At 64.0% G+C, this 26,932-nt stretch carries 27 protein-coding genes; 3 read left to right on the top strand and 24 right to left on the bottom strand.

Features of this window, described 5'->3' with window-relative positions:
- Positions 1-5 precede the first annotated feature (5 nt).
- The 6 genes from QU595_RS00945 to QU595_RS00920 all read right to left on the bottom strand — a co-directional run bounded on the left by QU595_RS00945 (position 6) and on the right by QU595_RS00920 (position 6,644).
- Positions 6-692 carry an ABC transporter permease gene (locus QU595_RS00945; RefSeq protein ID WP_315918329.1) on the bottom strand — a complete coding sequence of 229 codons (687 nt, stop codon included), beginning with the start codon at positions 690-692 and terminating at the stop codon, positions 6-8.
- A 4-nt stretch (positions 693-696) separates the two neighbouring features.
- Positions 697-1,404, bottom strand: coding sequence for an ABC transporter permease subunit (locus QU595_RS00940; RefSeq protein ID WP_315918328.1), 708 nt, complete (start codon positions 1,402-1,404; stop codon positions 697-699).
- Between the two features lie 95 nt (positions 1,405-1,499).
- Positions 1,500-2,294 (bottom strand): transporter substrate-binding domain-containing protein, encoded by a 795-nt coding sequence (locus QU595_RS00935; RefSeq protein WP_315918327.1) that lies wholly within the window; start codon positions 2,292-2,294, stop codon positions 1,500-1,502.
- 67 nt (positions 2,295-2,361) lie between these two features.
- A complete protein-coding gene (locus QU595_RS00930) occupies positions 2,362-4,332 on the bottom strand; it encodes a DUF2817 domain-containing protein (RefSeq protein ID WP_315918326.1) in 1,971 nt (656 codons plus the stop codon).
- 168 nt (positions 4,333-4,500) lie between these two features.
- Positions 4,501-5,607 carry a 2Fe-2S iron-sulfur cluster-binding protein gene (locus QU595_RS00925; RefSeq protein ID WP_315918325.1) on the bottom strand — a complete coding sequence of 369 codons (1,107 nt, stop codon included), beginning with the start codon at positions 5,605-5,607 and terminating at the stop codon, positions 4,501-4,503.
- A complete protein-coding gene (locus QU595_RS00920) occupies positions 5,604-6,644 on the bottom strand; it encodes an aromatic ring-hydroxylating dioxygenase subunit alpha (RefSeq protein ID WP_315918324.1) in 1,041 nt (346 codons plus the stop codon). The genes QU595_RS00925 and QU595_RS00920 overlap by 4 nt, the downstream gene beginning before the upstream one ends.
- A gap of 126 nt (positions 6,645-6,770) precedes the next feature.
- Here QU595_RS00920 and QU595_RS00915 point away from each other — a divergent pair, with 126 nt between their 5' ends.
- Entirely contained in the window at positions 6,771-7,712 is a 942-nt protein-coding gene (locus QU595_RS00915; RefSeq protein WP_315918322.1) for a LysR substrate-binding domain-containing protein, read from the top strand.
- A 29-nt stretch (positions 7,713-7,741) separates the two neighbouring features.
- Here the strand turns inward: QU595_RS00915 and QU595_RS00910 are convergent, their stop codons facing one another.
- Genes QU595_RS00910 through cyoA form a run of 7 tightly spaced genes read right to left on the bottom strand, consistent with a single transcriptional unit; the run spans position 7,742 to position 14,600 of the window.
- Complete coding sequence (locus QU595_RS00910; protein WP_315918321.1) at positions 7,742-8,275, bottom strand: response regulator transcription factor; 534 nt, start codon at positions 8,273-8,275, stop codon at positions 7,742-7,744.
- Complete coding sequence (locus tag QU595_RS00905) at positions 8,265-9,602, bottom strand: ATP-binding protein (RefSeq protein ID WP_410000461.1); 1,338 nt, start codon at positions 9,600-9,602, stop codon at positions 8,265-8,267. The genes QU595_RS00910 and QU595_RS00905 overlap by 11 nt, the downstream gene beginning before the upstream one ends.
- A 12-nt stretch (positions 9,603-9,614) precedes the next feature.
- Positions 9,615-10,385: an SURF1 family protein gene (locus tag QU595_RS00900; RefSeq protein ID WP_410000460.1), complete on the bottom strand. Its 771-nt coding sequence runs from the start codon at positions 10,383-10,385 to the stop codon at positions 9,615-9,617.
- Positions 10,382-10,774, bottom strand: a complete 393-nt coding sequence (gene cyoD / locus QU595_RS00895; RefSeq protein ID WP_315918320.1) for a cytochrome o ubiquinol oxidase subunit IV — start codon at positions 10,772-10,774, stop codon at positions 10,382-10,384. The genes QU595_RS00900 and cyoD overlap by 4 nt, the downstream gene beginning before the upstream one ends.
- Complete coding sequence (gene cyoC / locus QU595_RS00890) at positions 10,771-11,403, bottom strand: cytochrome o ubiquinol oxidase subunit III (RefSeq protein WP_410000486.1); 633 nt, start codon at positions 11,401-11,403, stop codon at positions 10,771-10,773. The genes cyoD and cyoC overlap by 4 nt, the downstream gene beginning before the upstream one ends.
- 9 nt (positions 11,404-11,412) lie before the next feature.
- On the bottom strand, positions 11,413-13,410 hold the full coding sequence (gene cyoB, locus QU595_RS00885; protein ID WP_315918318.1) for a cytochrome o ubiquinol oxidase subunit I: 1,998 nt from the start codon (positions 13,408-13,410) through the stop codon (positions 11,413-11,415).
- Positions 13,411-13,421: 11 nt separating this feature from the next.
- Positions 13,422-14,600: a ubiquinol oxidase subunit II gene (gene cyoA / locus QU595_RS00880; protein WP_410000485.1), complete on the bottom strand. Its 1,179-nt coding sequence runs from the start codon at positions 14,598-14,600 to the stop codon at positions 13,422-13,424.
- A gap of 210 nt (positions 14,601-14,810) precedes the next feature.
- On the opposite strand from cyoA, the gene QU595_RS00875 reads away from it, so the two are divergent.
- Positions 14,811-16,139 (top strand): MFS transporter, encoded by a 1,329-nt coding sequence (locus QU595_RS00875; protein ID WP_315918316.1) that lies wholly within the window; start codon positions 14,811-14,813, stop codon positions 16,137-16,139.
- Between the two features lie 299 nt (positions 16,140-16,438).
- Here QU595_RS00875 and QU595_RS00870 read toward each other — a convergent pair whose 3' ends face one another.
- Both QU595_RS00870 and QU595_RS00865 read right to left on the bottom strand, forming a co-directional pair.
- Entirely contained in the window at positions 16,439-16,834 is a 396-nt protein-coding gene (locus QU595_RS00870) for a PRC-barrel domain-containing protein (protein WP_315918314.1), read from the bottom strand.
- A gap of 64 nt (positions 16,835-16,898) precedes the next feature.
- Positions 16,899-17,375 (bottom strand): ferritin-like domain-containing protein, encoded by a 477-nt coding sequence (locus QU595_RS00865; RefSeq protein WP_315918313.1) that lies wholly within the window; start codon positions 17,373-17,375, stop codon positions 16,899-16,901.
- Positions 17,376-17,786: 411 nt separating this feature from the next.
- On the opposite strand from QU595_RS00865, the gene QU595_RS00860 reads away from it, so the two are divergent.
- Entirely contained in the window at positions 17,787-18,740 is a 954-nt protein-coding gene (locus QU595_RS00860; RefSeq protein WP_315918311.1) for a sulfite exporter TauE/SafE family protein, read from the top strand.
- 105 nt (positions 18,741-18,845) lie between these two features.
- Here the strand turns inward: QU595_RS00860 and ccoS are convergent, their stop codons facing one another.
- The 9 genes from ccoS to QU595_RS00815 form a co-directional block, all read right to left on the bottom strand.
- Positions 18,846-19,001 carry a cbb3-type cytochrome oxidase assembly protein CcoS gene (ccoS, locus tag QU595_RS00855; RefSeq protein WP_315918310.1) on the bottom strand — a complete coding sequence of 52 codons (156 nt, stop codon included), beginning with the start codon at positions 18,999-19,001 and terminating at the stop codon, positions 18,846-18,848.
- Positions 18,998-21,259 carry a cation-translocating P-type ATPase gene (locus QU595_RS00850; RefSeq protein WP_315918309.1) on the bottom strand — a complete coding sequence of 754 codons (2,262 nt, stop codon included), beginning with the start codon at positions 21,257-21,259 and terminating at the stop codon, positions 18,998-19,000. The genes ccoS and QU595_RS00850 overlap by 4 nt, the downstream gene beginning before the upstream one ends.
- Complete coding sequence (locus tag QU595_RS00845) at positions 21,256-22,044, bottom strand: DUF2189 domain-containing protein (protein ID WP_315918307.1); 789 nt, start codon at positions 22,042-22,044, stop codon at positions 21,256-21,258. Before QU595_RS00845 ends, QU595_RS00850 begins: the two co-directional genes overlap by 4 nt.
- A 16-nt stretch (positions 22,045-22,060) precedes the next feature.
- Positions 22,061-22,264, bottom strand: coding sequence for a hypothetical protein (locus QU595_RS00840; RefSeq protein WP_315918306.1), 204 nt, complete (start codon positions 22,262-22,264; stop codon positions 22,061-22,063).
- Complete coding sequence (gene ccoP, locus QU595_RS00835; RefSeq protein WP_315918305.1) at positions 22,261-23,130, bottom strand: cytochrome-c oxidase, cbb3-type subunit III; 870 nt, start codon at positions 23,128-23,130, stop codon at positions 22,261-22,263. The genes QU595_RS00840 and ccoP overlap by 4 nt, the downstream gene beginning before the upstream one ends.
- Positions 23,121-23,291 carry a cbb3-type cytochrome c oxidase subunit 3 gene (locus QU595_RS00830; protein WP_315918304.1) on the bottom strand — a complete coding sequence of 57 codons (171 nt, stop codon included), beginning with the start codon at positions 23,289-23,291 and terminating at the stop codon, positions 23,121-23,123. The genes ccoP and QU595_RS00830 overlap by 10 nt, the downstream gene beginning before the upstream one ends.
- 4 nt (positions 23,292-23,295) lie before the next feature.
- Positions 23,296-24,036, bottom strand: coding sequence for a cytochrome-c oxidase, cbb3-type subunit II (ccoO, locus tag QU595_RS00825; RefSeq protein WP_315918303.1), 741 nt, complete (start codon positions 24,034-24,036; stop codon positions 23,296-23,298).
- A 3-nt stretch (positions 24,037-24,039) separates the two neighbouring features.
- Positions 24,040-25,692 carry a cytochrome-c oxidase, cbb3-type subunit I gene (ccoN, locus tag QU595_RS00820; RefSeq protein ID WP_315918301.1) on the bottom strand — a complete coding sequence of 551 codons (1,653 nt, stop codon included), beginning with the start codon at positions 25,690-25,692 and terminating at the stop codon, positions 24,040-24,042.
- A gap of 597 nt (positions 25,693-26,289) precedes the next feature.
- Positions 26,290-26,922, bottom strand: a complete 633-nt coding sequence (locus QU595_RS00815; protein ID WP_315920630.1) for a peroxiredoxin — start codon at positions 26,920-26,922, stop codon at positions 26,290-26,292.
- Positions 26,923-26,932 lie beyond the last annotated feature (10 nt).

The raw sequence follows: 26,932 nt of genomic DNA, 5'->3' as shown, positions 1-26,932 counted from the left end.
CTGCCTCAGCGCGCCTGGTGACGCGTCAGATGGCGTTCCAGCAGCCGCACGAGCGTTATCAGCACAAGATTGGTGACCAGATAGAGCGCGCCGGCGATTGCGAAGACCTCCAGCACCGCATAGGTCTGGCTCATGAGGCGTTTCGCATAGCCGGTCACTTCGAGCACAGTGATGGTGGAGGCGAGGCTGGTGCCCTTGACCACCAGAACCAGCTCGTTGCCATAGGCGGGCAGCGCCTGCCGGATGGCCAGCGGGAACTCGATGCGGCGAAAGCGCAACGCGCGCGACATGCCGCAGGCCTGTGCGGCCTCGACCAGCCCGGCCGGCACCGACATCAGTCCACCGCGCAGGATTTCGGACGTATAGGCAGCGGTATTCAGCGCCAGCGCCATGACCGCGCAACGCGCACCGTCGCTGACGATCCACCACAGCGCCTCGCTGTTCTTCACGAAGGAAAGCTGGCCGAGGCCGTAATAGAACAGGAAAATCTGCACCAGCAGCGGCGTGCCGCGGAACACCATGCTGTAATATTTGGCGAAGCCCGACACGAAACGGTTGGACGAAACCCGCATGATGGCCAGCACAAGGCCGAGATTGAAGCCGATCAGCACCGACAGCACCGTCAAGGTGGCGGTGACGCGCAATCCTTTCAGGAGGATCGGAACGGCTTCGCGGATCAGTTCGATGTCCATGCGACTATTTTCTTTCGCGTAGCCTCAGGCCGCGTTCGGCCTGATCGATGCCGAACTGGCTGACGAGCGTGATTGCGAGATAGACCACCGCAGCGATCAGATAGAAGATGAAGGGGTGTCGCGTGGTGCCGGAGCCGATGAAGGCGGTGCGCATCAGTTCCTGCAGGCCGACCACCGAGACCAGCGCGGTGTCCTTGATCGTCACCTGCCACACATTGTTCATGCCGGGCACGGCGATGCGGAGCATCTGCGGCGCGATGATGCGGCGGAAGATGCGCGGGCCGGGCAGGCCTAGCGCCCGCGCGGCTTCTATATGGCCCTGCGGGATCGCCGCGAGCGCGCCGCGCACGACCTCCGTGGAATAGGCGCCGGAGATCGCGCCGATGGAGATCACGGCAATGATGAAGGCGTAACCGCTGTCGGCAAGCCCGGCATAGCCGAAGGCGGTGGCCACCTTGCCCACGAACTCGACCGACGAGAAGAACAGCAGGTAGATGATGAGCAGTTCCGGCACGCCGCGCACCAGTGCCGTATAGCCGTCGACGAGGTAGGTGAGCGGACGCACGCGCCCCCATTTGATGAGGCCGCAGGCGACGCCGACGATGAAACCGCCCAGCATGGCCGCAACCGCGACCGCGATGGTGACGGCCGCGCCGCGCAGGATGGCTCCTACCCAGCCGCCTTCCCAAACCTGCCAAAGACCGAATTCCATCGGGCATGCTCACGACGTTTGCGGGATACGGGGCCGCTGCTGGAGCGGCCCCGCTTGAGATTTAGCGCTGCCCAGGGCGGCGCAGCGTCAAAGGCTCACTTGCAGGCGCGGGAAATGTCCATCTTGAACCATTTCTCGCTGGACTTGCCGATCGAACCGTCGGCGACCAGTTCGCACAGAGCCTTGTCGACCTTGGCTTTCAGTTCGGTGTTTTCCTTGGCAATGCCGACGCCGATGCCTTCGCCGAGCGTCGGATCGACGGTGCTCAGGATTTTCACGTCGACGAGCTGGAAGTTCTTGCCGTCCGGCTTGGCCAAGAAGTCCTGCAGCGCCGACACGTCCGCGAAGGCGGTGTCGATGCGGCCAGAGGCCAGGTCGATCTGCATCTGGTCCAGCGTGTCATAGGTCTTGAGGTCGGCGTCGGGCACGTTCTTTTCCAGGAAATGCGCGTGCGTGGTGGCCGCCTGGACTCCCACCTTCTTGCCGGCGAGCGATTTCAGAAGCGTGTCGTAGTCGGTGATGGCCGCGAGGTCGGAACCCTTCGGCGCGACGAACATGTTGGCCAGTTCCGCATAGCCGACGGAGAAATCGATCTCCTTCTTGCGGTCTTCGGTGATCGACATGCCCGAGATGATGGCGTCGAAGCGTTTCGCCTTGAGCGCCGGGATCAGCCCGTCGAAGGCCTGCACGACGAAGCGGCACTTCATCTCGAGTTTCTGGCACAGCATGGCGCCGACATCGGCGTCGAAGCCGGTCACGTTGCCAGCCGCGTCGGCCATGCTCCAGGGCGGGTAGGCGCCTTCGGTGCCGATCGCCAGTTCACCTTCGGCGGATGCGTGCCCGATGCCGGCGGCCAGCATGGCAAGCAGAGACAAGATCTTCAATTTCATTCCATGTTCCCCTTTGTGGATGGTTCGTTTCTTGTTGGACGATTCCAGGTGGCGGCATGCCTTCCGGTCAGAGCGTGCGGGCCAGGAACTGGCGCAGCCGTTCGGATTTCGGATTGGCGAACAGCTCCGCCGGAGCGCCCTCCTCCTCCACCTTGCCGCGGTGAAGGAAGAGGATCTTGTGCGATACCTCGCGTGCGAACTGCATCTCATGCGTCACGAGGATCATGGTGTTGCCCTCTTCCGCGAGTTGGCGGATGACGCGCAGCACCTCGCCCACCAGTTCGGGATCGAGCGCAGAGGTGGGCTCGTCGAGCAGGATGACCTTGGGCCGCATCGCCAATGTCCTGGCGATCGCCGCGCGCTGCTGCTGGCCGCCCGACAGCTGGCCGGGATACTGGCTGTGCTTTTCCGAAAGACCGACCTTCTTCAACAAGGCATGCGCCCGCTCGACCGCTTCGTCGCGGCGTTCCTTCAGGACATGGACGGGAGCCTCGACGATGTTTTCCAGCACCGTCATGTGCGGCCACAGATTGAAGCTCTGGAACACCATGCCGACACGCGCGCGGATGCGCTCGACCTGCCGCATGTCGGCCGGGGCCGAACGGCCCTTCCCGACCTGCTTCATGCGGATTTCCTCGCCGTCGACGATGATGCGACCGCCGTTCGGCTGCTCGAGCAGATTGATGCAGCGCAGGAAGGTGCTCTTGCCGGAGCCCGACGAGCCGATCATCGACACCACCTCGCCGGGGTTCGCCGACAGGCTGACGCCGCTCAGCACTTCGAGGCTGCCGAAGCTCTTGTGGAGATCGTCCACCTCGACGGCCGGGTTTGTCGGCGCGGGCGCTGCCATGGCGGGCGCGGGCGCCTCCTGCGCCGGCGGGGTGGTGACCAGCTTGAGCACCGGGCCTTTCCTGGCCGGGCTGTCGAGCGTCTTCAGGTCGGCGAACGCGCGGTCGAAATAGCGCAGGCTGGTCTTCAGGCAGGTCGACTGCCAGTCCGGGTCCTCCGGGATGAAGGCGGAGCGCAGCGTGCCCTTGATGCGCTCGCCGAGCGGCGAATCCACCTTGCCGAACAGGTGCAGCCAGTTGTCGGCCATCACGGCGTCCAGCACCTCGGACCCGTCAAGCGTGCCGCATTCCACCACCAGCGGCAGGACGCGCGCGTCGGGCATCGCCTTGCGCACGGCAGCCGAGACATAACCCGTCGCTGTCGCGGCGATGCCGGTGTCGGTGGTGGCGTCCCTTCCCGTCAGCACGGTCTTGAGCGCCGGCCCGAAGACGGACTGGCCCCAGGCGAGGCCGGGATGGTCGGTTTCCGCGACCGAAAGCAGCGCCGGATAGCCATATGGGCCGGCACCGGTGTGAAGATCGAACACGACCGCCTGCCGGGCCCGGCCGGCGAATGCCGCCAGGATGTCGTGCAGCGTGCGGTTCGACCAGGTCGGGCCGTCGCCGCCATAATAGAGCCCGTCGGGGAATTCGTATTGTCCCGCCTCCACGATGGGCGCGATGCCCACGTGTCCGCCCAGCGCCTTGCGGGCGGCGGCAAACGCCGCGTCGGCGCGATCCCTTTCCGGACCTTCCCATTCGCGATAGGCGATCGCCCCGTGCAGGGCCGCGTATTTCTCGTTGCGGGGCGGTGGCGCCTGCCAGTCGATGAAATTGCGGTTCAGATCGACATTGTCTTCGTTGACCCGCCGCGACCAGGCCGTGCCCCATGGATTGATGAGATGTATGGCCAGAACCGCCACGTCCTCCGGCAGGCGCCACGGGTGGTTCGCCTCGAGCCATGCCGACTGGCAGGCAGAGCCGAACTGGCCTTCCACGCCATGTGTGCCGGAAATGAGGATGAGCAGCTTCGCCGCGTCCCGGCGGCCGAGCAGCGCAACATCCGTGGCAAGCGGCTCGCCGTCGGGCCCATGCAATGGATGGAGATATTCGACGAGTTCGGCGCCCGCGCGCCGCGCGGCATTGCGGAATCTGCTGCGGAGGTCCGCAAAGCCCACGGAGTAGGAGGCCGTCGCGGCAAGGTCATGCATGGCAGCTATCTCCGGTCCGTCGTGCTGGAACGCAGAGCGGTGGCGCAGCCGGTATCGGCTTGAAAGAGGCACCGCTTCTCGAAGCGGTTTCGACCGGATTGTCCACGCCAATGCTTCCGTTCTCGGGGTTTCACCTGGAGTTCGTACCTGTATCGGGGCTTACCGGGATCATAGGTCCAAAACCACTGCTCCCTGTGGCCGTGAACAGCACAAAAGCACCTCGCCGTCTGCAAGCTCGTCCAACGGTTCCTCGAAATAGGCGACCTCGCCGGAAACCAGACGCGACTTGCAGGTGCCGCAAATACCGGCCCGGCAACTGAATTCGGGCGAAAGGCCCTGTTCCTCGGCGAAGGCCAGCAGCGATTCGGCCTTGCCGTCCCATGCGGCCTTGATGCCGGATTTGCGGAACTCCACGGTCACGTCGTCGCCGGCGGCCGGCTGCTGCTGCACCTTGGACGGTCCGGACTGCGCCGGGGCCCGTTCCAGCACCGTGGCCGGACCGAAGAACTCATAGGCGATACGCTGCTTCGCGACGCCAAGGTCGCGCAGGATGCCGTATACGGCCTGCATGAAGGGCTGCGGTCCGCACAGGTAGAAATCATAGTCGTCGAGCGGCAACAGTTTCTGGAGCAGATCGCGCGAGACCACGCCTTCCGAGTGGAAATGGCCGGACGCCCGGTCCTGCCCGGTCGGGAAGCGATAGCAGAAATGCGCGACGATGCCCGGCCGGGACGCGGCGACGCGCTCCACTTCCTCGCGCAACGCGTGCACCTCGCCATTGTCGCAGGCATGGATGAAGAAGACGCGGCGGTCGCCGGCGCCAAGCGCATGCAGCATCGAGACCAGCGGGGTCAGGCCGACGCCGCCGCTCAGAAGCACCACCGGGCGGTCGCTGGCTTCGTCCAGCACGAAATCGCCGCGCGGGCCCTCCGCCACCAGCACGTCGCCGATTTCGACATGGTCGTGCAGATGACAGGAGCTTATCCCGTCAGGAAGGCCCGCGGCGGGGGCGGCTTCGCGTTTCACCGTGATGCGGTAGCGGCCGGCCGTGCCGGGAGCGCAGGAAACGCTGTAGTTGCGCAGCACCGTGCCGCCTTCCGCGGTCGGGAAGCGGAAGACGAGGAATTGGCCCGGCTGGAAGTCGCGCCAGCCGCCCGGATCGAGCGGTTCGAGATGGAAGGAGGTGATGGTGCTGCTCTCGCGCAGCTTGGACACCACCTTCAGCTCGCGGAAGCCGCTCACGCGCATGGCGGCGGGGGCGGCGAAGGCGTTCATTCCGCGGCCGCCAGATGCCGGGACTCCGCTTCGATCAGCTTGTCGAGATTGCGGCGGAAGCGCAGCGGGCCGACGTCGATCTTCAGGTCGAGATTCGGCGTGCGCTTGTTGGCCATGCCCTTCTGCACGGCATTCAGCACCACACGATCCTCATCGAAGGCGCCTCGCACCGATTTCGCGAACTCGGCCGAAACCTTCTGGTCGTCGGGCGCGAAATTGCGCATCTGGAACCAGTAGTATTTCGTGTGCTCCTCATCGAGCGGGGTCATGAAATTGTAGCTGTCCATGAGGAACACGTCCTCGTGGTAGGGCTTGCCCTCGCCACCGGTGCCGGCCGGAACGAAGATCGCCTTGATGATGGCGTTGCTCGGATAGCGCACTTCATAGTGCTGCTTGCGGTCGCAATTGCCCTTGAACTTCAGGAACGGGGCGTAGAAGGGCGCGGGCTCGACATCGACCATCCAGCGCCAGACGGTGACCCCGTCCTCGCCGACGGTGGTTTGCAGGGGCACGTCCTCCATTGCCTGCACGCCGCCGAAGGAGGTCTGGTGCACCCACGACACATGCGAGGGATCGAGCAGGTTGTCGGTCATGTAGAGATAGTTGCAGTCGAGCGTCATCGACTCGCCGCGATTGACGCCCCAGGCGGGGTCGCCCCAGTGATCCACCTCGAATATCCGGGCCGGATCGGCCTTCTCGGCCTCGCCCATCCAGATCCACAACAGGCCGTAGCGCTCGACGATGGGATAGCTCTGGACGCGCGCCACATGCGGGATCTTCTCGGCGCCGGGAACACGGGTGCAGGTGCCGGTGCAATCGAAGGTCAGGCCGTGGTAGCCGCACTCGACATTGTCGCCCTTGATGCGGCCCATGGAGAGCGGCAGCTTGCGGTGCGGGCAGGCGTCTTCCAGGGCGGCCACGACGCCGTCGGTCTTGCGGTAGAGGACGATATCCTCGCCCAGCACCTTGACCGGCTTCAGCTCGGAGCCGACCTCATGGTCCCATGCTGCGACATACCAGCAGTTCCTGAGAAACATGGCTCCAACCTCCCTGGATTTTCATCTCGGTGAAGTAACGCTAGCCCGCGGGTATCCGCACAAAAAGGGCTTGCACCTGCGTTTCATTTTAGAAAAACTAAAACAGAGCCACGGATCGGAACCCACATGAAATCGCCCCCTCTGCGCGCCATCCAGGCCTTCGAGGCATTCGGACGCCACGGCAGCGTGACCGGCGCGGCGACCGAGCTCGGCGTGTCGGCCGGCGCGGTCAGCCAGCAGATCCGCAAGGTGGAGGAAGCACTGGGGCTGCTGCTGCTGGAGCGGCGCGGCCGGACGGTGACGCTGACGTCCTGGGGGCGGATGTATCATGCCGCGGTGTCAGCCGGCTTCGACCGCATCCGCGAGGCCGGCGCCCAACTTGATCGGGCCCGTTCCGAAGGCGCGCTGACCATATCCTGCCTGCCGTCGCTGGCCAGCAAATGGCTGGCGCCGCAGCTTTTCGACTGGCAGGTGCACAATGCCGGCGCGACGGTGCGGCTGATCGGCTCCGAGCCCGAAGCCCGCTTCGGCGAAGATCAGGTCGATTTCCGCATCTCCTACGGCACCAAGATCCACGAATACGACCATTACGCGGAACTGTTCACCGACTGGGTGGTGCCGGCCTGCTCGCCTTCGTTGCTGGAGCGCCTGCCGTTGCGCTCGCCGGCCGACATACTCGACCGGCCGCTGCTCGGCATCGAATGGGCGCGGGACCACCGCTCCCCCCCGACCTGGGTCGATTGGGCCGGCAGCATCGGCGAAAAATACCGCCGGACCGTCGGCGAGGTGGCGTTCTCGCTGTCGAGCGCGGCCATCGACGCGGCCGTCAACGGGCGGGGCTTCGTTCTGGCGCAGCTGTCGATGGCGGGAGACGACATCGCGTCGGGCCGGCTGGTGGTGCCGTTCAACCTGCCGCTGCGGCTTCCGGACCCGTATTTCCTCGCCTGGGACCGTTCGGCCCTGCAAAAGCCCCATGGCGGCGAGTTGCGGGCCTGGATCATCTCGGTCGCCAACCGGCAGGAGGCCCAGTATTCGGAACTGACGAATCGACTTCGCAAGGACGTGTAAGGCTTCTCGCAGGCTCCAAGAAGCCTGCCTCAGTTCACCCGCCGTTTCTCGAGCTTGCGGGCCAGCGTCCTGCGGTGCATGCCGAGGCGGCGCGCGGTCTCGGAAATGTTGAAATCGGTTTCCACCAGCATCTCGTGGATGCGCTCCCATTCGAGATTCTTGATCGATGTGGTGCGGTGGGAAAGCGGAACCGAGACGTCGCCTTCCGCCTTGCCGAAGGCAGCCTCGATGTCGTCCGTGTTGGCGGGTTTGGCCAGATAGTGGCAGGCCCCGAGCTTGATCGCCTCGACGGCGGTCGCGATGCTGGCGAAGCCGGTCAGCACGACGATCCGGGTGGCGGGGTCGCGCGCGCCGATGAGTTTCACGCACTCCAGCCCCGAGCTGTTGCCGAGCTTGAGATCGACCACGGCAAAGGCGGGCTGGCGATGCTCGAGCAGATCCGCAAGCGCATCGCGGTTTTCGCAGATTTCGACCTCGTAGCCTCGCCGTTCGAAGGAACGCCGAAGCGTCTTGGCGAAGACGGCGTCGTCTTCGACGATCACCAGAAAGCGGTCAGCCGCCATGGGCTTCTCCGTTCGCGAGCGCGTCGAATGGCAACGCCAGGCTGACCCTTGCGCCACGCGACGTGTTCTCGGCGGAAACCGTTCCGCCGAGCTTACGCACGACATTGACGACGAGAAAAAGGCCGAGGCCGCTTCCCGCGCGTCCCTTCGTGGAAGTATAGGGCTTTCCGAAAGAGGCAAGGACCTGTTCGGCGAAACCGGGGCCGGCATCGTTCACCGTGAGGACGAGCTTGTCCGCCCGCCTTTCCGCGGAGATGCCGATCCAGTGCGGGGACGCCTCCTGGGCGTTGTCCAGTATGTTGAAGATCACCTGCTTCAATGCCGCGTCCGAGACGATCGGCCGGTCCGGGTTGAAGGCGTTGCGGTAGACGAGTTCCTGCGGCGAGCGGCTGGAGCGCCATTCCTCGACGAGATCGTCGAGGAAATCCCTGACGGTGGTGCGGATCGTGCCCTCGCCCCGCGCCTCGCCCGAGGACATCAGTATGCCGGAAACGATGGTCTTGCAGCGGCCGAGCTGTGTCTGCATGTCCTTGAGATCGTTCATCAGCTCGGCGTTCTTTCTTAGCAGCGGCATCTTCTTCCAGTCGCCGAGGATGACCGAGATCGTTGCAAGCGGCGTGCCGAGCTCATGCGCGGCGCCCGAGGCCAGCAGCCCCATCCTGACGATGTGGTCTTCCTCTGCGGATTGCTGCCGCAGATCGGCCAGATAGGCATCCCGCTCGCGCAGATTGCGGTTGATCCGGTTCATGAACAGCACGATCAGGCCGGCTGCCAGCACGAAGCAGATGAACATGCCGCGGATATGCAGTTCGAACAGGTCGGTGCCTTCATGGTGCGGCAGCATGATCGGCCGGGAATAGACGCTGAGCACCACGAAGCAGACCGACGCCGTCGCCACCAGTATCCAGGTGGACCAGGGAGCGAGCAAAACGGCCCCCAGGGTTATCTGGAGGAGATAAAGCGACACGAAGGGATTGGAGGCGCCGCCGCTGAGATAGAGCTGGGCCGTCAGCGCGGCCATGTCGAGCAGCAGCTCGGCGAACAGCCCGGTATTGGAGACGCCCCTGGGGCTGCGGAACAGCAACAGGCTGAGGCAGTTCAGCCCGATCAGAAACAGGATGACGCATCCCATCGCCTGCAGCGGCAGGGCGACTCCCAGCCACGAACTGACGTATATGATCGTCACCACCTGCCCGATCACGGCGAGCCAGCGCAGCTGGACGAGCAGCAGCAGGTTCTTCCTGTTGGCGGTATCAGGGTTCGGGACGCTGCGCCCGGCGGCAAACCGAGGAAGGGAAGAGGTTTCCCGGATGGACTTGAACGTCACGCGAAGTCTCTTTCAACCGGCCGACCGGCGGCTTCTCAAGTCGAACAGGCTTCTAATTGTCAGCAAGAGGGTCATTGCCGCAAGTCCGAACCAGGTGAGCGCATAAACAAGATGCGTGTTGCGGAACTGGACGACCGTGAGACCGCCGCGCGGCCATCCGCCCGCGTTGGGGCTTGCATCGGCATCGACGAAGTATGGAGCCACCTCCTTCAGCCCGCGCGCGGAGGCGATGGCCGCGACATCGCGTGAATACCAGCGGCCGGCCTTCGGATCGTTGCTGCGCAGGAAGCCGCCGCCCGGCTCGCTCATGCGCAGCAGACCGACGACGTCGGTGTCCCCGTCGATGCGGCCTTGGCCGCGCGAGCCCGCCTCCTTCCTGTCGGAAGGCACGAAGCCGCGATTGACGAGAACGACGAAGCCCTGATCCGTGCGCATGGGGGTGATGACCCAGAAGCCGCTGCCGAGCTCGGTCACCGCCTGGGTAAGCGTTTCGCCGTCGTTCAGGAACAGGCCGTGCAGGCGCACGTGCCGGTATTCGTCGGCCCGGGCGGTGATTGCCGGCCAATCGGCCGGTCCGGGCGCAGGAACGGCGGCGGCATGCACGCGCCGGTCGACGCGCGCGATCAGGTCGAGTTTCCAGACCTTGCGCTCGAGCTGCCATATGCCGAGCGCGACAAAAACGGCGACGCCCAAGAGCGCCAGGGCTGCGAAGAGGACCGAACCGGAACGGCGTCGTTGCCCAGTTCCGGCGCTGGTCTCCCCTGCGCCTCCGGCCGGGCTCACGGCATCTGGCTCATATCGTGCATGCCCGGCATCATGTTGGCGTTGAGGTGGTACATCACCCACAGCGAGCCGGTCAGCGCGATGACCACCAGGATCAGCGTGAAGATCAGCGCCATCATGTTCCAGCCGCCCTCGGACTTCATGTCCATGTGCAGGAAGAAAACCATGTGCACCACGATCTGCACGACGGCGAAGGCCATAATGACGAGCGCCGTGACCTGCTTGTTGTCGATCACTCCGCTCATGACCAGCCAGAACGGGATGGCCGTCAGGACAACGGAGAGGAAGAACCCGGTCAGATAGCCGCGCAGCGTCGCGTGCGGGCCGGCATCGTGGCCGTGCGTTCCGGCGTGGGCGGCGTCGTGGCCAGCATGCGCGTTTGCGCTCATCGCAGCATTCCCATCAGATAGACGAAGGTGAAGACGCCGATCCAGATGACGTCGAGGAAGTGCCAGAACATGGACAGGCACATCAGGCGGCGGCGGTTGGCCGCGATCAGCCCGGAGCGGCCAACCTGGATCATCAGCGTGACCAGCCACAGCAGGCCGACGCTGACGTGGGTTCCATGCGTTCCGACCAGCGTGAAGAACGCCGACAGGAAGGCGCTGCGCTGGGGCGTAGCACCCTCGTGGATCATGCCCGCGAACTCGTAGAGTTCGATGCCGACGAAGGCCAGGCCGAAAAGGCCAGTCACCGCCAGCCAGAACTGGGTGGCTCCGATGCGGTCCTTCTGCATCGCCAGCATGGCAAAGCCATAGGTGATGGAGGACAGAAGCAGCATGGTGGTGTTGACGGCGACCAGCGGCAGTTCGAACAGGTCCTTCGGCGCGGGGCCGGCCGCGTAGCTGGTGCCGAGCACGCCATATACGGCGAACAGGACCGCGAAGATGAGACAGTCGCTCATCAGGTAGATCCAGAAGCCGAGCGGCGTGCTGGCGCCTTCGGCATGCTCATGTTCCTCGGCCAGGTGGAACACGCGCCCGCCGGCGCTGGCCTGAACGTCTTGGGTCAATGTCATGGACATGGCTTACGCCTGCGCTGCGAGGGCACGGGTGCGCTCGCCTTCACAGCGCGCGACTTCCCCGGCGGGGATGTCGAAATCCCGGTTGTAGTTGAAGGTGTGGCCGATGGCGACGGCCAGCAGCATCACGAAGCTGACCGCGGCAAGCCACCAGATGTACCAGATCATTCCGAAGGCGAAGCCCATGCTCAGCATGGCCAGGATCACGCCCGTGCCAGTGTTGCGAGGCATGTGGATGTCCTTGAAGCCTTCCAGCGGGCGCTTGTAGCCATGGGCCTTCATGTCCCACCAGGCATCGTTGTCGTGCACAACCGGCGTAAAGGCGAAATTGTACTCCGGCGGCGGCGACGAGGTCGACCATTCGAGCGTGCGGCCGTTCCACGGATCGCCGGTCACGTCGCGCAGTTCCTCGCGCTTGCGGATGCTGACGAAGATCTGGACCAGGAAGCAGGCGATGCCCAAAGCGATCAGCACCGCGCCGAAGCCGGCGATGACGAACCAGATCTGCAGCGACGGATCGTCGAAGACGCGCAGGCGTCTGGTGACGCCCATCAGGCCGAGAACGTAGAGCGGCATGAAGGCGAGGTAGAAGCCGACGACCCAGAACCAGAAGGACAGCTTGCCCCAGAACGGATCGAGGCGGAAACCGAACGCCTTCGGGAACCAGTAGGCGATGCCGGCGAACAGCCCGAACAGCACGCCGCCGATGATGACGTTATGGAAATGCGCGATCAGGAACAGGCTGTTGTGCAGCACGAAGTCGGCCGGCGGCACGGCGAGGAGGACGCCGGTCATGCCGCCTATGACGAAGGTGAGCATGAAGGCGATGAGCCACATCATCGGCAGCTCGAAGCGGATGCGGCCCCGATACAAGGTGAACAGCCAGTTGAATATCTTCGCTCCCGTCGGGATCGAGATGATCATCGTGGTGATGCCGAAGAAGGAGTTGACGCTAGCGCCGGACCCCATGGTGAAGAAGTGATGGAGCCAGACGAGATAGGACAGGATCGTGATGACGACGGTGGCGTAGACCATGGACGTGTAGCCGAACAGCCGCTTGCCCGAAAAGGTCGCGGCGACTTCGGAATAGACGCCGAACAGGGGCAGGATGAGGATGTAGACTTCCGGGTGACCCCATATCCAGATGAGGTTCACATACATCATCGGGTTGCCGCCGAAGTCATTGGTGAAGAAGTTCATGCCGACATAGCGGTCGAGCGTGAGCAGCGCCAGCGTCACCGTCAGGATCGGGAAGGTCGCGACGATCAGCACGTTGGTGCAAAGCGCGGTCCATGTGAACACCGGCATGCGCATCATGGCCATGCCTGGCGCGCGCAACTTCACGATGGTCGCGATCAGGTTGACGCCCGAAAGCGTTGTGCCGACGCCGGCGACCTGCAGGCCCCAGATGTAATAATCCATGCCGACATCGGGACTGTAGGCCAGTTCCGACAGCGGCGGATAAGCGAGCCAGCCGGTACGCGCGAATTCGCCGATGAACAGTGAGATCATGACGATGACCGCACCCGCGACCGTCATCCAGAAGCTGAAATTGTTGAGGAATGGAAAGGACACGTCGCGCGCGCCGATCTGGAGCGGCACCACGAAGTTCATCAGCCCGGTGACCAGCGGCATGGCCACGAAGAAGATCATGATCACGCCGTGCGCGGTGAAGATCTGGTCGTAATGATGCGCCGGCAGGTATCCCTCTGAGCCGTTGAAGGCCATCGCCTGCTGCATCCGCATCATCAGCGCGTCGGCGAAGCCGCGCAGCAGCATGACGATGCCGAGCACCATGTACATGATGCCGATCTTCTTGTGATCGACGCTGGTGAACCATTCCCGCCACAGATAGCCCCAGAGGCGGAAATAGGTGATCGCGCCCAGCACGGCGACGCCGCCCAGCACCACCGCCGCGAAGGTTGCGACGAGGATCGGCTCGTGGAACGGAAGCGCATCCAGCGAAAGGCGACCGAAGATGAATCGGGTCAGTGTTTCGGACATCTTGGCAGGTCTCAGGATTCAGAAGGGTTTCGCGGACGGGCGAACAGGGTGACAGGCTCCCACTTCTCCGCACTCGGGCGAGGCAGGCCGGCTCCCAGGATCGGCGTGAGATTGCACGGCGCCGCCTGCCCCTTGCTGCCGAGATAGGTGGCGCGCGCAGCAGCCGCCGCTTCTTCGGCCGTGCAGATGCTTGCGACATAGGAGGGCTGACGCCCGAACACCGCGCCGCGGCGTGCAAACTTGTCATATGCCAGCGGCAGCGTGTTGGCGACGCCGGCGAGGCCGAGGTCGCCCTTGACGTCGATCGACATCATCTCGTTCGTGCACATCTTGCCCTTGTCCACGCACATGTTGAGCACCGCGCCGAAGAGGTCCGGGTCCACGGAAGCGTAGCGGCGCGCCGGCTCGTTTTCGCTGGGACGCTCGAGCTCGAGATAGGCGGCCCGGTCCAGCGAGCCGCCGGCCGACCTGGCGTCAGCCACCCATTTGTCGAAGCCCGAAGCGTCGAGGCCGTGGAAGGCAAAGTGCATGCCCGAGAAGCCGGCGCCGCTGTAGTTCGCCGAAAAGCCGGTATAGTCGCCGGGATTGTTGATGACCGCGTGCAGCTTGGTTTCCATGCCCGGCATGGCATAGATCTGGCCGGCCAGCGCGGGGATATAGAAGGAGTTCATCACCGAGGACGAGGTGATGCGGAAATTGATCGGCCTGTCGACCGGGGCGGCCAGGTCGTTGACCGAGGCCACGCCGTATTGCGGATAGATGAACAGCCATTTCCAGTCGAGCGCCACCACCTCGACGGTGAGCGGTTCATGCGTTTCTGCAACCGGCGTGCCCTTTTGGATCCGCTCGATCGGCCTGTAGGGGTCGAGGAGATGCGTGCCGAGCCACGTCAGCGCGCCCAGGCAGATGATGATGAGCAGCGGCGCGGACCAGATCACCAGTTCCAGCTTCGTGGAGTGATCCCAATCGGGCTCGTATGGCGCCGACGCGTTCGACTGCCGGTAACGCCATGCGAAGAATACGGTCAACGCCATGACCGGAACGATGATCAGCAGCATGAGCAGGGTTGAGACGACGAGCAGGTCGCGCTGCTGGGCGGCGATATCGCCGGCCGGCGCGAGGACCACCATATTGCAGCCGCTGAGCAGGAAACCCATGGGAAGCAGCGCGGGAAAGCTGTATCGTCTCAAAGTGGACATGACCTTCGGAATCTTGTCTTTACAGCCGCGATCGGGACGCGGCGGGATTGGGCGGAGGGCTAACTCCGCGAGGTGCGGGGCAACATTGGACAATTTGTCCAATGCCCGGGCCGGGTCCTCTTCGGCAGAACCGGGCCTCAAAATAGGTGCCCGGCATACCGGCATCACCCGACCAACATGCAGCCGCTGGTGGCGCACATTATGGCATATCTTTCCGCTTCCCAAACAGATTCAACCGATTCCCGGCATGGGAAGGTCGATCCCGGCGACATCGCGATCGGTGTCATCATCGGCAGGACGTCGGAATTCTTCGACTTCTTCGTCTATGCGATCGCGTCCGTGGTGGTCTTTCCCAGGCTGGTCTTCCCCACCGTCGACCCGCTGCTCGGCACCATCTATTCCTTCGCCATTTTCGCGCTGGCCTTCGTCGCGCGCCCGGTGGGCACGGTCATCTTCATGGCCATCGACCGCGCCTACGGGAAGGGCGCGAAACTGACGATCGCCCTGTTCCTGCTCGGCACTTCCACCGTCGCGATCGCGTTCCTGCCCGGCCACGCCCAGATCGGCTACGCCTCGGCATGGCTGCTGGCGCTGCTGCGCATAGGCCAGGGCATCGCGCTCGGCGGCGCATGGGACGGGCTGCCGTCCCTGCTCGCCCTCAACGCGCCGCGCAACAGGCGGGGCTGGTACGCCATGATCCCGCAGCTCGGCGCTCCGATCGGCCTGATGGTGGCAAGCACGCTCTTCGCCTTCTTCATTCTCAATCTTTCGGCCGAAGACTTCTTCGACTGGGGCTGGCGCTATCCGTTCTTCGTCGCTTTCGCCATCAATGTGGTTGCGCTGTTCGCACGCCTGCGCATCGCCGTGACGCCGGAGTTCGAGAACCTGTTCAAGTCCGGTGACCTGCAACCGACACGCATCCGCGACACCGTCAGGGCGGAAGGCCGCAACGTCATCGTCGGCGCCTTCGCGCCGCTGGCGAGCTTCGCGCTGTTCCACATGGTCACGGTCTTCCCGCTGTCCTGGGTCTTTCTGTTCACCCGCGAAAGCCCCGGCCGCTTCCTGCTGATCGAGGCGGTGGCCGCATTTTTCGGCCTCGGCGCGATCGTCATATCCGGCCTGCTGGCCGACCGGTTCGGCCGCTCCGCCCTGCTCGGCGGTTCCGCCGTGGCGATCGCTGCTTTCAGCGGGTTCGCGCCGCAATTGCTGGACGGCGGCCCGGCCAGCGAAGCGATCTTCATGATCCTGGGCTTCATCCTGCTCGGCCTCGCCTTCGGCCAGTCCTCCGGCGCGGTGGCGTCCAGCTTCTCGCGGACATACCGCTACACCGGCTCGGCCATCACCTCCGACCTGGCATGGATGTTCGGAGCCGGTTTCGCGCCGCTCGCGGCACTCGTCCTGGCCAGCTATTTCGGACTGATCGCCGCCGGCGCCTATCTCCTGTCCGGCGCGGTCTGCACGCTGGTCGCCCTGTGGATGAACCGGGTCTCGGCGGGCGGTACGGGCTTCACGCAATCCGACGGCGACTGACACGCCGAACGGTGGATGCCGCCAATACGGCACGCGACAAAACTGAACGCCCGATGAACGAGCCGTTCAGGAAGCGCGAAGCACAAGAATCGTAAGGTATTCGAGCCGAAATGGGGGCATTTCGGCAACCCCGCTGGCGAAGCGTACGCAAGTACCGTCAGGCGGGGTTTTCTGCCTGTACGCTTAAAGAGTAGCCGGCCTCCGGTCCAAACGGCAGGCCAAAGAACCGTCGATCGGGCACGCGCAAAAAACCCGGCTGCGGAATTCCGCAGCCGGGCCAGTTGTCAGAAACGTGGCGACTATTTCGCCCAGCGACCCTCATACTTGAATTCGGGCGCCGCTTTCAGCTCATCCTTCGTGGCCGCCATCGTAGCCGACCACTTCTTGTCGCTTTCCGAATAGTTGATCTTCACCGAAGACGGGGCAACGACGACATAGCGCTCGCCCATGCCGAGGAAGCCGCCGACGGAGACGATGTAGCCGGCTAAGGTTCCGTCGGAAATCACGAGATCCTTGATCTCGCCGATCTCTTCCTTGGCATCGTTGGTGACGTTCAGACCCACGAGATTGGTGCTCAGCACGTCCGTCGGCTTCGCGGTAACGAAGGCCTGCGTCGTGGTGGCCGTCGCGGTCTGCGCCATGGCCGGAGCCGTCAAGGCGGAAACAGCAGCCATGGCGATCAAAAATTTGCGCATCATTTACTCCTCGTAAGTGCCCACCGCGGGGCAAAGAACGATGGAGCGGCGGATCGGTTCCGCATCATTTGGCCTTGTTGATTTTCGTTACGGCCAGATTGGTGAGCTTGTTGTTGGTGGCCTTTTCCTGGTCGAGGATCTCGCTCAGAATCTTGTGCGCCTCGTCATGGCCAAGATCCTTCGCCCATTCGCGCAAGGACCCGTAGCGGGCGATCTCATAGTGCTCCACCGCCTGGCAAGCGGCCAGCAATCCGGCGTCGAGCGCCGTTCCGGACGCTTCTTCCATGAGCCCGTCCGCCTCCTTGATCAGGCCTTCGATCGCATCGCACTTCTCACCTTTCGGCGTCTTGCCGATCGACTTGAAAACCTTGTCCAGCTTGGCGATCTGGTCCTTGGTTTCCTGCAGATGGTCCTCCGCTGCCTTCTTGAGATTTGCGTCCTTGGCCGCTTTGGCGACCTTGGGCAGAGCCTTGGTTATGGCATTTTCCGCATAATAGACGTCCTGAAGCGTATGCTCGAAAATATCAGCCAGAGTTTTCATGAATGACCTCCTGTCGTGGTTGACCGGAGGGAAATGGCTCTCGGCCGACTAGGTTCCGATCCAGCGGGGAGCGCGGGAGCCAAGGGAACTTTGCGGCGAAGCGAACGTTTGGCGGCGACGAACGTAAAATCTGACCACACAACGGCAAGCCGGTTAGCCGGCTGCGCAACGGGGAGAAATCGGCATGGGCCGTGGAATTCTGCTTTGGCTGCTCGGGATACCCATTCCCATCATCATCCTGATCCTTTTGTTCTGGCATTAGATCGTTTCGACCAAGACGAGCGCGGCGCGAAGATCTTCGATTTCGCGCCCGGTCGCCGATTACAAAACATTCGGCGGGCAATGCCCTGAAAGCCTACCTCGCCTCATCGAGACGATAGGGGCCCAGACAGGCATAGCCGCGAAGCCGCCATGAGGCCCCTTGGCCTCAGTGCTAGCAGCACCGCCCTGACCATTCCGGCGGTCGCGCAACAGGCGAGCATCCGCATCGCCCGTAATTTACGTTGGCTCGGCCCGAGCAAACGTCCTACCCGACAACGAGCATCGAACGGTTTTCACCAAGGGCCAAATGCGGCTATGGCAGGAGTGGCGAGTCGGTCGGCGGCGCGCCGTCCAGACCGCAAATCCATGTCAGACGACGGCCGAAGGACCCTGTCAGTGAGTTTCGAAATTTTCGCCATTCTCGGCGCCGTGACCTTCGTTTCGGCCTTTATCCAGGGCGCGCTCGGCATCGGCTTCGCCCTGATCCTGGCGCCGGTGGTGGGGATGATACAGCCCCAGTTGCTGCCGGTGACGCTGCTGATCCTGATGCTGCCGTTGAATTTCCATATCGCCTGGCGCGAACGCGAGGCGGTCGACTGGACCGGTGCCAAATGGATCAGCGTCGGTCGCTTTGCAGGGACCTTCGGCGGACTTTGGCTGCTTGTCGTGCTTTCAGCGAGACAGCTCGACATGGCGGTCGGATGGTTCACGATCATCGCAGCGGGAGCAGCGCTCATAGCGCCGCCGTTCAATCCCGGAAAATCCAGTGCCTTCGGCGTCGGGCTATTCACCGGCGTGACGGAAACGGCGACGGGGATCGGCGGTCCGCCGCTGGCCTTGCTCTACCAGCATGCCAAGGGGCCGAGGCTGCGCGCAACCGTCGCCATCTGCTTTCTTGTCGGCGAACTCATGTCCCTTGCCGTCCTCGCCTTTGCGGGGCGGATCGGAACCGAGCAACTGGCGGCCGCCGCCTATCTGACGCCGCTCGTCATTCTCGGCAGCGCCCTGTCCAAAATGACGCATTCGAAACTCGGCGGCCCGGCGCTGCGTTTCGGCGTTCTGGTGTTCGCCATCGTCAGCGGCATCTATCTGATCGTGAAATAGCGTCAACCGCACAACGCGCGAAGGAGGCGTTCGCCCGCCGAAGCGCCCTGCCGCAAACGCCTACCTGTCGCCGGCACATGGCCGAGGGGTTGGCTGACGGAGGGGTTACCTGTTTTCCTCGTCCTCTTCGTCGAACAGGATGCGTTCGGCCGCGCCATCGAGATCGTCATACTGGCCGCTCTTGAGCGACCACAGGAACGCACCAAGCGCCGCGCCTCCCAAAAGCAACGCGACCGGTATCAGGAAGACGAGGCTGCTCATCCCGCCTGCTCCATGGCACGAGGCCGCGGCATCCCTCGCTTCGGCGCGGCCTTGGGCCGGGGCGCGGAACCGCCGCTCCGCAAGCGCAGCGCGTTTGCGACGACGATCACGGACGAGAGCGACATGGCGAGCGCAGCGATCAGCGGCGTGACATAGCCGGCGATCGCTATGGGCAACGCGACGGCGTTGTAGGCGACCGCCAGTCCAAAGTTCTGCCTGACCAGGCGGCCTGCCGCGCGCGCCACCCTGACCGCCTGCGGGACGGCATCGAGCGGCTCGCGCAGGAAGACGAAGTCTGCGGCGTTGCGGCCGATGTCGGCAGCACTCGCGGGCGCCATGGAGACATGCGCGGCGGCCAGCGCAGGCGCGTCGTTCAGGCCGTCGCCGACCATCAGCACCTTGCGGCCCGCTTCGGCCAACGTCTTCAGGCGGCCGACCTTCTGTACCGGCAAAAGATTGCCTTCATACACGCCGATGCCGATCCGTTGCGCGACTTCGGCAACCGCGGCGGCATCGTCGCCCGAGAGGATTTCGGCAGGCAGGCCCAGTGCACGCAGGTCGGCGACGGCCTCCGTCGTTCCGGGACGCAGACCGTCCTCGAAGCTGAACGCCGCCAGCAGCTGGCCGTCCAGCGCCAGCACGGTGCCGGACTGGCCGTCCAGACTGTTTTCCAGTGCCCATTCCGCCCTGCCGAGCCGATAAGTGCCCGCATCGGCGCGGGCTTCCAGCCCCATGCCGGGATATTCCACAATGCCGGACAGTCCTGTCACGGAATGGTTTCGTTGACCCGCTTGCGCCAGTGCACGCGAGAACGGATGCCGCGAATGCGCGGCGATCATGGAAGCGATCCGCAATATTTCGGGATCGATCGCTCCAGCATCGACGAGGCGTGGCCGGCCGACGGTCAGCGTGCCGGTCTTGTCGAAGACGGCCATGTCGGCCTCGGCCAACCGTTCGATCCCCGAGCCGTCCTTGACCATGATGCCGCTTTCGAACAGGCGGCGGGCAGCCACCACCTGTACGATCGGCACGGCCAGCCCGAGCGCGCAGGGGCAGGTGATGATGAGGACGGCGACCGCGATGCCGATCGCCCTGTGCCAGTCTCCCGTGGCTGCCATCCATCCAAGGAAGGTCAGGAAAGCGGTGGCGTGCACCACCGGCGAATAAAGCCGTGCGGCACGGTCTGCCAGACGCCGATAGCGGGCACGGCCGCCCTCGGCGGCTTCCATCAGGTGCACCATCTCGGCCAGGAAGGAATCGTCGGCCCGCGCGGTCGCTTCGATGGTCAGCGGCCCCGTCAGGTTCAAAGTGCCTGCCTGGATCGGGGAGCCGGCGCCGACATGCCGGGGAACGCTCTCGCCGGTCGCGATGGCGCAGTCGATGTCCGACGCGCCTTCCGTCACCTGACCGTCGACGGGCACCCTGTCTCCCGCCGCCAAAAACACGCGCATCCCCGGTTCGATCTCGCTGACCGGGAGATAGTCGCGGCTGCCGTCGGCGCGCAGGACCATCGCGCCATGCGGGGCAAGCCGCACCAACCCCCGCACGGCTGCCCTCGCCCTCTCGCGCATCACATGGTCCAGCGTGCGCCCGACGAGAAGGAAGAAAACCAGGGTTACAGCCGCGTCGAAATAGGCTTGCTCGCCATTGTGCAAGGTGTCGTACAGGCTCAGCCCGAACGCCAGGCAGATGCCGATGGAGATCGGAACGTCCATGTTGGTGCGGCCATAACGCAGCGCGCTCCAGGCCGAACGGAAGAAAATCCGCCCGGAATAGAGCAGCGTCGGGAACGCCAGTGCCGCGGAGATCCAGTGGAAGGCCTGCCTCGTATCCGCATCGGCCCCCGACCACACCGACACCGACAGCAGCATGATGTTCATGGAGGCAAAAGCCGCCACCGCCAGCGCCCGTATCAGGCGCGACAGTTCCGGGTCGCCCTTGTCGGCTTCGGTGTCGAAAAGATGCGCCGCATAGCCGAGCGCCGACAATGTCTCGATCATCGGCGGCGCGCCGGCTCCGCGCCATTTCACGCAAACACGCCGGGTCGAAAGGTTGACGCGCGCCTGCTCCACGCCCGGCAGCTTCGAAAGGCCGGATTCGACGGTGCGGATACAGGCGCCGCAATGCACGCCCGGCACCGAAAGATCCGTCTGCCTCAAACCACCGCCCAGATCCCGGCTGGCGAGCGCCACTTCCTCGCGCGAAGCGCCGCCGCCGAAATCGCCGGCCGCCTCGACGCCGGGCGCGCAGCAGCTCATCCGATTGCCCGGTAGCTGTGCCAGGTGGCATGGCCGAGCAGCGGGAAGGCTATGATCAGCCCGACGAGGCCGGTCGCCACGCTGAGCAGGAACAGGGCAAGCACGATCAGCCCCCAGGTCAGCATCACCGGCTTATTGTTCCACACCAGCGAGATGCTGGTGCCCATGGCGGTGAATGCGTCCACCTTCTGGTCGAGCAGCATCGGCACCGAGAAGGTGCTGATGGCAAAGGAGAAGGCCGCGAACAATCCGCCGACCGCCGAACCGACGAGAAGCATCGCCCAGCCTGTCGGCGTGACGAAGAGCATCTGCGCGATGTGGTCGAGGCCCGGGAACGGCCGCAATCCGAAGAACAGCGCATAGACGATCACCGCCGCGCGCATCCACAGCAGCATGAGCAGGCACAGGATCGCCCCCGTGAACAGCACCTGTCCGCCCGAACGGGCGTTCACGAGCAACATGTTCCTCAGGCTCACCGGCTCGCCCTGCTCGATCGCCCGGCTCTTCTGGTAGAGGCCGATGGCGATCAGCGGCCCGACCACCATGAACCCGGCCAGCGCCGGAAACAGAATGTAGTCCAGCCTGAAGGCGAACAGGCCCCAGACGATCGCGAGCGAAACGGCGAACACCGCAATGCCGTAGGCAAGGCTCGGCCCGGGATGGTTCCACAGATCGCGCCAGCCGGCCGCAAGCCAACCGAACGCCGCGCTTGCGGGCAAATTCCTGCGCCGCCGCGCGGCATAGGGGATGATGGTTTCCGGAGCGGTCTTTGCGGTGCTCGTCATGCGTGTCTCCCCTGGCTCAGCATGCGGAATCGGCAGCGCGATATGGTGTGGCACCGCCCTTCTCGCCCGCGGCCTTCAGGTGCGGCACGCAGGCCGGCTGCGAGGCGAAAGCTACATAGACCAGATGCGCATTGGCACCGACGAACAGCAGAACGCCGGCTGCGACAATCGCCAGCGAAATCAAGCGCCAGTTGGCGCGCGCGGGCGCGGCCGAGGTCATTTTGACGCTTCCGGCAGCGTGTGGACATAGAGCGTGAGCAGCTTGACGGTCAGCGGCGACAGCCGCGCGCCCCAGTTCGGCATATGGCCCTGCCTGCCTGAATAGACCGTGGTGTAGACGGCCTGCTCGCTGCCGCCATAGATCCAGTTCTTGTCCGTCAGGTCAGGTGCGCCGACATCATGGCTGCCCTTGGCGTTTTCGCCGTGGCAGGCAACGCAATTGTCCGCAAAGACCTGTTTTCCGGCCTCGATGTCCCCCATCGTGCTTTTGGCGCCGGACAGGGAGCGCACATAGGCGATGACGTTGAGGATCTGGTCCGGCTTGAGGATGCCGTCGCGGCCGAACGCCATCATCTGCGACACGCGGGTGTCGTCGTTGGTGGAATTGATGCCGACGCGTATCGTTTCCTCGATGGCTTCGGGCGTCCCGCCCCACAGCCAGGATTTGGCGGCGAGATTGGGGAAGCCCGGCCCGCCGGTCGCTTCGATGCCGTGGCAGGCCGCGCAATTGTCCTGGAACAGCGTGCGGCCTGTTTCCTTCACCAGCTTCATGAGCTGCGGGTCCGCTTCGATATCGGCATAGCTCATCTTCTCGACCTTCGACGTCCAGGTAGCGCGGTCGGCGGCGGCTGCCGCGACCTGCTGCGTCACCACATGGCGCTGGTCGAAGCCGAGCAGGCCCTTGGTGTAGACCGTGCCGAGCGGCCATGTCGGATAGAGGACCCAACAGATGACGGCGAAAATAAAGGCCGCGGCGAGGAACAGGAACACCACGATCGGGATCGGCGTCTCGAGTTCCTCGATGCCGTTCCATTCATGGCCCGTCGTCAGGCGTCCGGTTACGGGATCTTGATTGCCTACGTCCACGGCTTGTCATCCTTGTCGAGAATGCTTTTCTTGGCCCGGTCGAACCGCTTCCGGTTGGAAGGCCAGAGCGCGTAGATCACCACCCCGACGGCAAAGGCCACGAGATAGAACAGGCCCCAGCTCTTGGCGAAGCCGACCAGCGTATCATGGTCGATGCCCATCGCGTCATTCCCCGGCCGGCGCCTGGGCCGCCTGCTTGTAGGCAGTCTCCGTGAGGCGCCCGAGTATCTGCAGGTAAGCCACCAGCGCGTCCATCTCGGTCAGGCGGGTGGGATCGCCGTCGAAGACGCGCACCTGGGTCTTGTCGCCGTAGCGCTGGGTCACGCCGCTTGCCCCGTCGCCGTCGGGATTGGCCTGGCCGTAGGCGTCCTTGACCGCGTTGTCGATCATGTCCTGCGTATAGGGCACGCCGACGGTGCGCTGCGCGTTCAACTTCTCGCTAAGATCGTCCGTGCGCAGTTCGTTGCGCATCAGCCAGCCATATTTCGGCATAACCGATTGCGGCACCACGTCGCGCGGATTGATCAGATGCGCCACGTGCCAGGTGTCGGAATATTTGTCGCCGACGCGTGCAAGGTCCGGTCCGGTGCGCTTGGACCCCCAGAGCATCGGATGGTCGTATTTGGATTCCACCGCCAGCGAATAGGGCCCGTAGCGCTCCACCTCGTCGCGCAGGGTGCGGATCATCTGGCTGTGGCAGGCGTAACAGCCCTCTCGGATATAGATATCGCGCCCGGCCAGCTCGAGCGGCGTGTAGACGCGCATATCGGGCGCGTCCTCGACCGTCTCGTGGATGGTGAAAAGCGGCGCGATCTCGACGAAGCCGCCGATCGAGGCAACCAGGACGATGGCCAGCGCGAAACCGATGGTGTTGCGCTCGATCTTGCGGTGGAAGAACTCGGCCATCTCTTATTCTCCAGCCTGCGCGGCGCCCTGCGGGCGAAGCGCCGGCACGTCCACGCCGGCTTCCTGCGCGGCCGCCCTGCCCTGACGGATGGTCATCATCACGTTGTAGGTCCCCACGATCGCGCCGAGCAGGAACAGCAGGCCGCCGAAGGCGCGGGCGATGTAGTAGGGATGCATGGCCTCGACGGAATCGATGAAGGAGTAGGCCAGCGTGCCGCCGTCATTGTAGGTGCGCCACATCAGGCCCTGTATGATGCCCGAGTTCCACATCGCGAAGACGTAGACGATGGTGCCCGTCAGGGCCAACCAGAAATGGACCTCGACCAGCTTGGGCGAATACATGGTCTCGCGCTTCCATATCCACGGCACCAGGGCGTAGATCGAGCCGAAGGTGATCATCGCCACCCAGCCCAGCGCGCCGGCATGGACATGACCGACGGTCCAGTCGGTGTAGTGCGACAGCGAATTGACCGGGCGGATCGCCATGAACGAGCCCTCGAACGTCGAGAGGCCGTAGAAGACGGCGGCGACCATCATGAAACGCAGCGTGGCGTCGTCGCGCACCTTGTGCCAGGCGCCGTTAAGCGTGGCCAGCGCGTTGCCGGCGGACGCCCAGGACGGCACCAGCAGCATCACCGAGAAGCTCATGCCCAGCGTCTGCACCCATTGCGGCAGCGCCGTGTAGTGCAGGTGATGCGAGCCGGCCCACATGTAAAGGAAGGTGATGCCCCAGAAGCTGATGATCGAAAGCCGGTAGGAGAAGATCGGCCGTCCGGCCCGCTTGGGCAGGTAATAGTACATCATGCCGAGGAAGCCGGAGGTCAGGAAGAAGGCCACGGCGTTGTGGCCGTACCACCATTGCGTCATGGCGTCCTGCACGCCGGAGAACAGCGAATAGCTCTTGGCCGAGCCCCAGGAGATCGGAACCGCCAGGTTGTTGATGATGTGCAGCACGGCCACGACCAGGATGAAGGCCATGTAGTACCAGTTGGCGACGTAGATGTGCGGCTCCTTCCGGCGCATCAGCGTGCGGATGTAGATCAGGAAATACACCACCCACACGATCACCAGCCAGATGTCGGCGTACCATTCCGGCTCGGCATATTCCTTGGACTGGGTGATGCCCATGAAATAGCCGGTCACCGCCAGGATGCAGAACAGATTGTAGCCGAGCAGCACGAACCAGGGCGTGAACTGGTCCGGCAGGCGCGCGCGAGAGGTCCTTTGCAGGACGTGGAAGGAGGTCGCGATCAGCGCGTTGCCGCCGAAACCGAAGATGACGCCGGTTGTGTGCACCGGCCGGAGGCGGCCGAAGCTCGCCCAGGCCTGATCGAAAGTGAGGTCGGGCCAGGCGAGCAATGCCGCCACCCACACCCCGAAGGCCATGCCGAAGATCGCCCACGCCATGGTGAACACGATGCCGGCCTTGATGGGATCGTCGTAGTAGTGCGCAAGGCGCGCTTCGTCGGGTTCCGACGCGTAATAGCCGGCCATGACCACGAAACCGACCAGCACACTGAAAATGAGGACGACGAACCCATGGGCGCCCATCGGATCACCCCGTCCGCCGGCAGCCATGGCAAGGCCCACGAGCGCCAACACCAGAACCGTGCCGAGCGCCCATTGGCGCTCGCCGACCGTCAGCCCTGAAACCATCACGTCCTCTCGCTGCCTCGTCTCGATATTTCGACTTCTGGCTGCATCGCGATGTCGGGACTCGACATCGCTGCCGACCCATACGGCGCAGAATAGCGGCGCAGGGCCGATTGTCTAGCGGCCACCCCGACATTCTTGGAACGACACGCATTTTGCCGACGAATTAACGGATAGCGCCGCACACAGGACGATCAAATTCGCAAAAAGGTCGCACCCGGCACTTCGGAGTGCGACAAAAAAACCAAAGCAGAACGCCGCCTTAACGCAAATGCGCATGCCGAAGCGAAATTTGGTCCCGAACCAGCTAATGCATTGCGCCCGCCAGACCTCCACCGGCGCAGCGTCCATAGCATCTTGGACGCCGGAGCTAAGTACAGCCTGAGAACCCGGGCAGACGTCGCCCGGATCGCACGTGGCAGGGGGCAACAACCATAAGCTGTCAGAGCCATCTGAGGCTGCGCACCCGTGCAGCCCGAGGTTGCAGCCGGCGCCATGGACCGCTTCTCACCTCGTTTCGCATAAGGGTAATATTTTGGTCCCGTGTCTTTCGGCGGACATCCGAACCGGACCTGCGCCGAAAGAAGAGCGTCCGGACGCCTACCCGGCCAGTTGTACCAGCCGCAGATAGGGCCTCAATTCTGTCCAGCCCTGCGGGAAGCGTTGCTTCGCCTCGGCGTCGGAGATGGATGGCGAGATGATGACGGGTTGCCCCGGCTCCCAGTTCACCGGGGTCGAGACCTTCTGGCTGTCCGTGATCTGCAAACTGTCGATCGCGCGCAGGATCTCGGAGAAATTGCGGCCCGCGCTCGGCGGATAGGTCAGACTGAGACGAATCTTCTTGTTGGGATCGATGACGTAGACCGCCCGGACCGTGACCGTGGGATCGGTCTCGGGATGGATCATGCCGTAGAGATTTGCAACCTTCTTGTCGGCATCGGCGAGCATCGGGAAATTCAGCGACTGCCCCTGCGTGTCAGCGATGTCCTTTTCCCAGAGATTGTGCGCATTCACGTCGTCCACGGAAAGGCCGAGCGGCCTGACATTGCGCTTGTCCCACTCCGGCTTCAGGCGCGCCACCTCGCCAAGCTCGGTCGTGCAGACCGGCGTGAAGTTCTTCGGATGGCTGAAGAAGATGCCCCAGCTGTCCCCCAGCCATTCGTGGAAACGGATGGTGCCTTGCGTGCTCTGCTGCTCGAAGTCAGGGGCGACCTGGCCCAGTTGTAACGACATCGCCATGTTC

Origin of the sequence: Mesorhizobium sp. SP-1A, assembly GCF_032460275.1 — a bacterium.
In the GTDB taxonomy this organism is placed as follows: domain Bacteria; phylum Pseudomonadota; class Alphaproteobacteria; order Rhizobiales; family Rhizobiaceae; genus Mesorhizobium.
Note: the sequence above shows the minus strand (reverse complement) of the source record. Positions and strands in the feature narration are given on the sequence as shown.

Excerpts from the sequence above, each read along its gene's own strand:
- QU595_RS00945 (WP_315918329.1), bottom strand. The coding sequence starts at position 692 with ATGGACATCGAACTGATCCGCGAAGCCGTTCCGATCCTCCTGAAAGGA.
- QU595_RS00940 (WP_315918328.1), bottom strand. The coding sequence starts at position 1,404 with ATGGAATTCGGTCTTTGGCAGGTTTGGGAAGGCGGCTGGGTAGGAGCC.
- QU595_RS00935 (WP_315918327.1), bottom strand. The coding sequence starts at position 2,294 with ATGAAATTGAAGATCTTGTCTCTGCTTGCCATGCTGGCCGCCGGCATC.
- QU595_RS00930 (WP_315918326.1), bottom strand. The coding sequence starts at position 4,332 with ATGCATGACCTTGCCGCGACGGCCTCCTACTCCGTGGGCTTTGCGGAC.
- QU595_RS00925 (WP_315918325.1), bottom strand. The coding sequence starts at position 5,607 with ATGAACGCCTTCGCCGCCCCCGCCGCCATGCGCGTGAGCGGCTTCCGC.
- QU595_RS00920 (WP_315918324.1), bottom strand. The coding sequence starts at position 6,644 with ATGTTTCTCAGGAACTGCTGGTATGTCGCAGCATGGGACCATGAGGTC.
- QU595_RS00915 (WP_315918322.1), top strand. The coding sequence starts at position 6,771 with ATGAAATCGCCCCCTCTGCGCGCCATCCAGGCCTTCGAGGCATTCGGA.
- QU595_RS00910 (WP_315918321.1), bottom strand. The coding sequence starts at position 8,275 with ATGGCGGCTGACCGCTTTCTGGTGATCGTCGAAGACGACGCCGTCTTC.
- cyoD (WP_315918320.1), bottom strand. The coding sequence starts at position 10,774 with ATGAGCGCAAACGCGCATGCTGGCCACGACGCCGCCCACGCCGGAACG.
- cyoC (WP_410000486.1), bottom strand. The coding sequence starts at position 11,403 with ATGACATTGACCCAAGACGTTCAGGCCAGCGCCGGCGGGCGCGTGTTC.
- cyoB (WP_315918318.1), bottom strand. The coding sequence starts at position 13,410 with ATGTCCGAAACACTGACCCGATTCATCTTCGGTCGCCTTTCGCTGGAT.
- QU595_RS00875 (WP_315918316.1), top strand. The coding sequence starts at position 14,811 with ATGGCATATCTTTCCGCTTCCCAAACAGATTCAACCGATTCCCGGCAT.
- QU595_RS00870 (WP_315918314.1), bottom strand. The coding sequence starts at position 16,834 with ATGCGCAAATTTTTGATCGCCATGGCTGCTGTTTCCGCCTTGACGGCT.
- QU595_RS00865 (WP_315918313.1), bottom strand. The coding sequence starts at position 17,375 with ATGAAAACTCTGGCTGATATTTTCGAGCATACGCTTCAGGACGTCTAT.
- QU595_RS00860 (WP_315918311.1), top strand. The coding sequence starts at position 17,787 with ATGAGGCCCCTTGGCCTCAGTGCTAGCAGCACCGCCCTGACCATTCCG.
- ccoS (WP_315918310.1), bottom strand. The coding sequence starts at position 19,001 with ATGAGCAGCCTCGTCTTCCTGATACCGGTCGCGTTGCTTTTGGGAGGC.
- QU595_RS00850 (WP_315918309.1), bottom strand. The coding sequence starts at position 21,259 with ATGAGCTGCTGCGCGCCCGGCGTCGAGGCGGCCGGCGATTTCGGCGGC.
- QU595_RS00845 (WP_315918307.1), bottom strand. The coding sequence starts at position 22,044 with ATGACGAGCACCGCAAAGACCGCTCCGGAAACCATCATCCCCTATGCC.
- QU595_RS00840 (WP_315918306.1), bottom strand. The coding sequence starts at position 22,264 with ATGACCTCGGCCGCGCCCGCGCGCGCCAACTGGCGCTTGATTTCGCTG.
- QU595_RS00830 (WP_315918304.1), bottom strand. The coding sequence starts at position 23,291 with ATGGGCATCGACCATGATACGCTGGTCGGCTTCGCCAAGAGCTGGGGC.
- ccoO (WP_315918303.1), bottom strand. The coding sequence starts at position 24,036 with ATGGCCGAGTTCTTCCACCGCAAGATCGAGCGCAACACCATCGGTTTC.
- ccoN (WP_315918301.1), bottom strand. The coding sequence starts at position 25,692 with ATGGTTTCAGGGCTGACGGTCGGCGAGCGCCAATGGGCGCTCGGCACG.
- QU595_RS00815 (WP_315920630.1), bottom strand. The coding sequence starts at position 26,922 with ATGTCGTTACAACTGGGCCAGGTCGCCCCTGACTTCGAGCAGCAGAGC.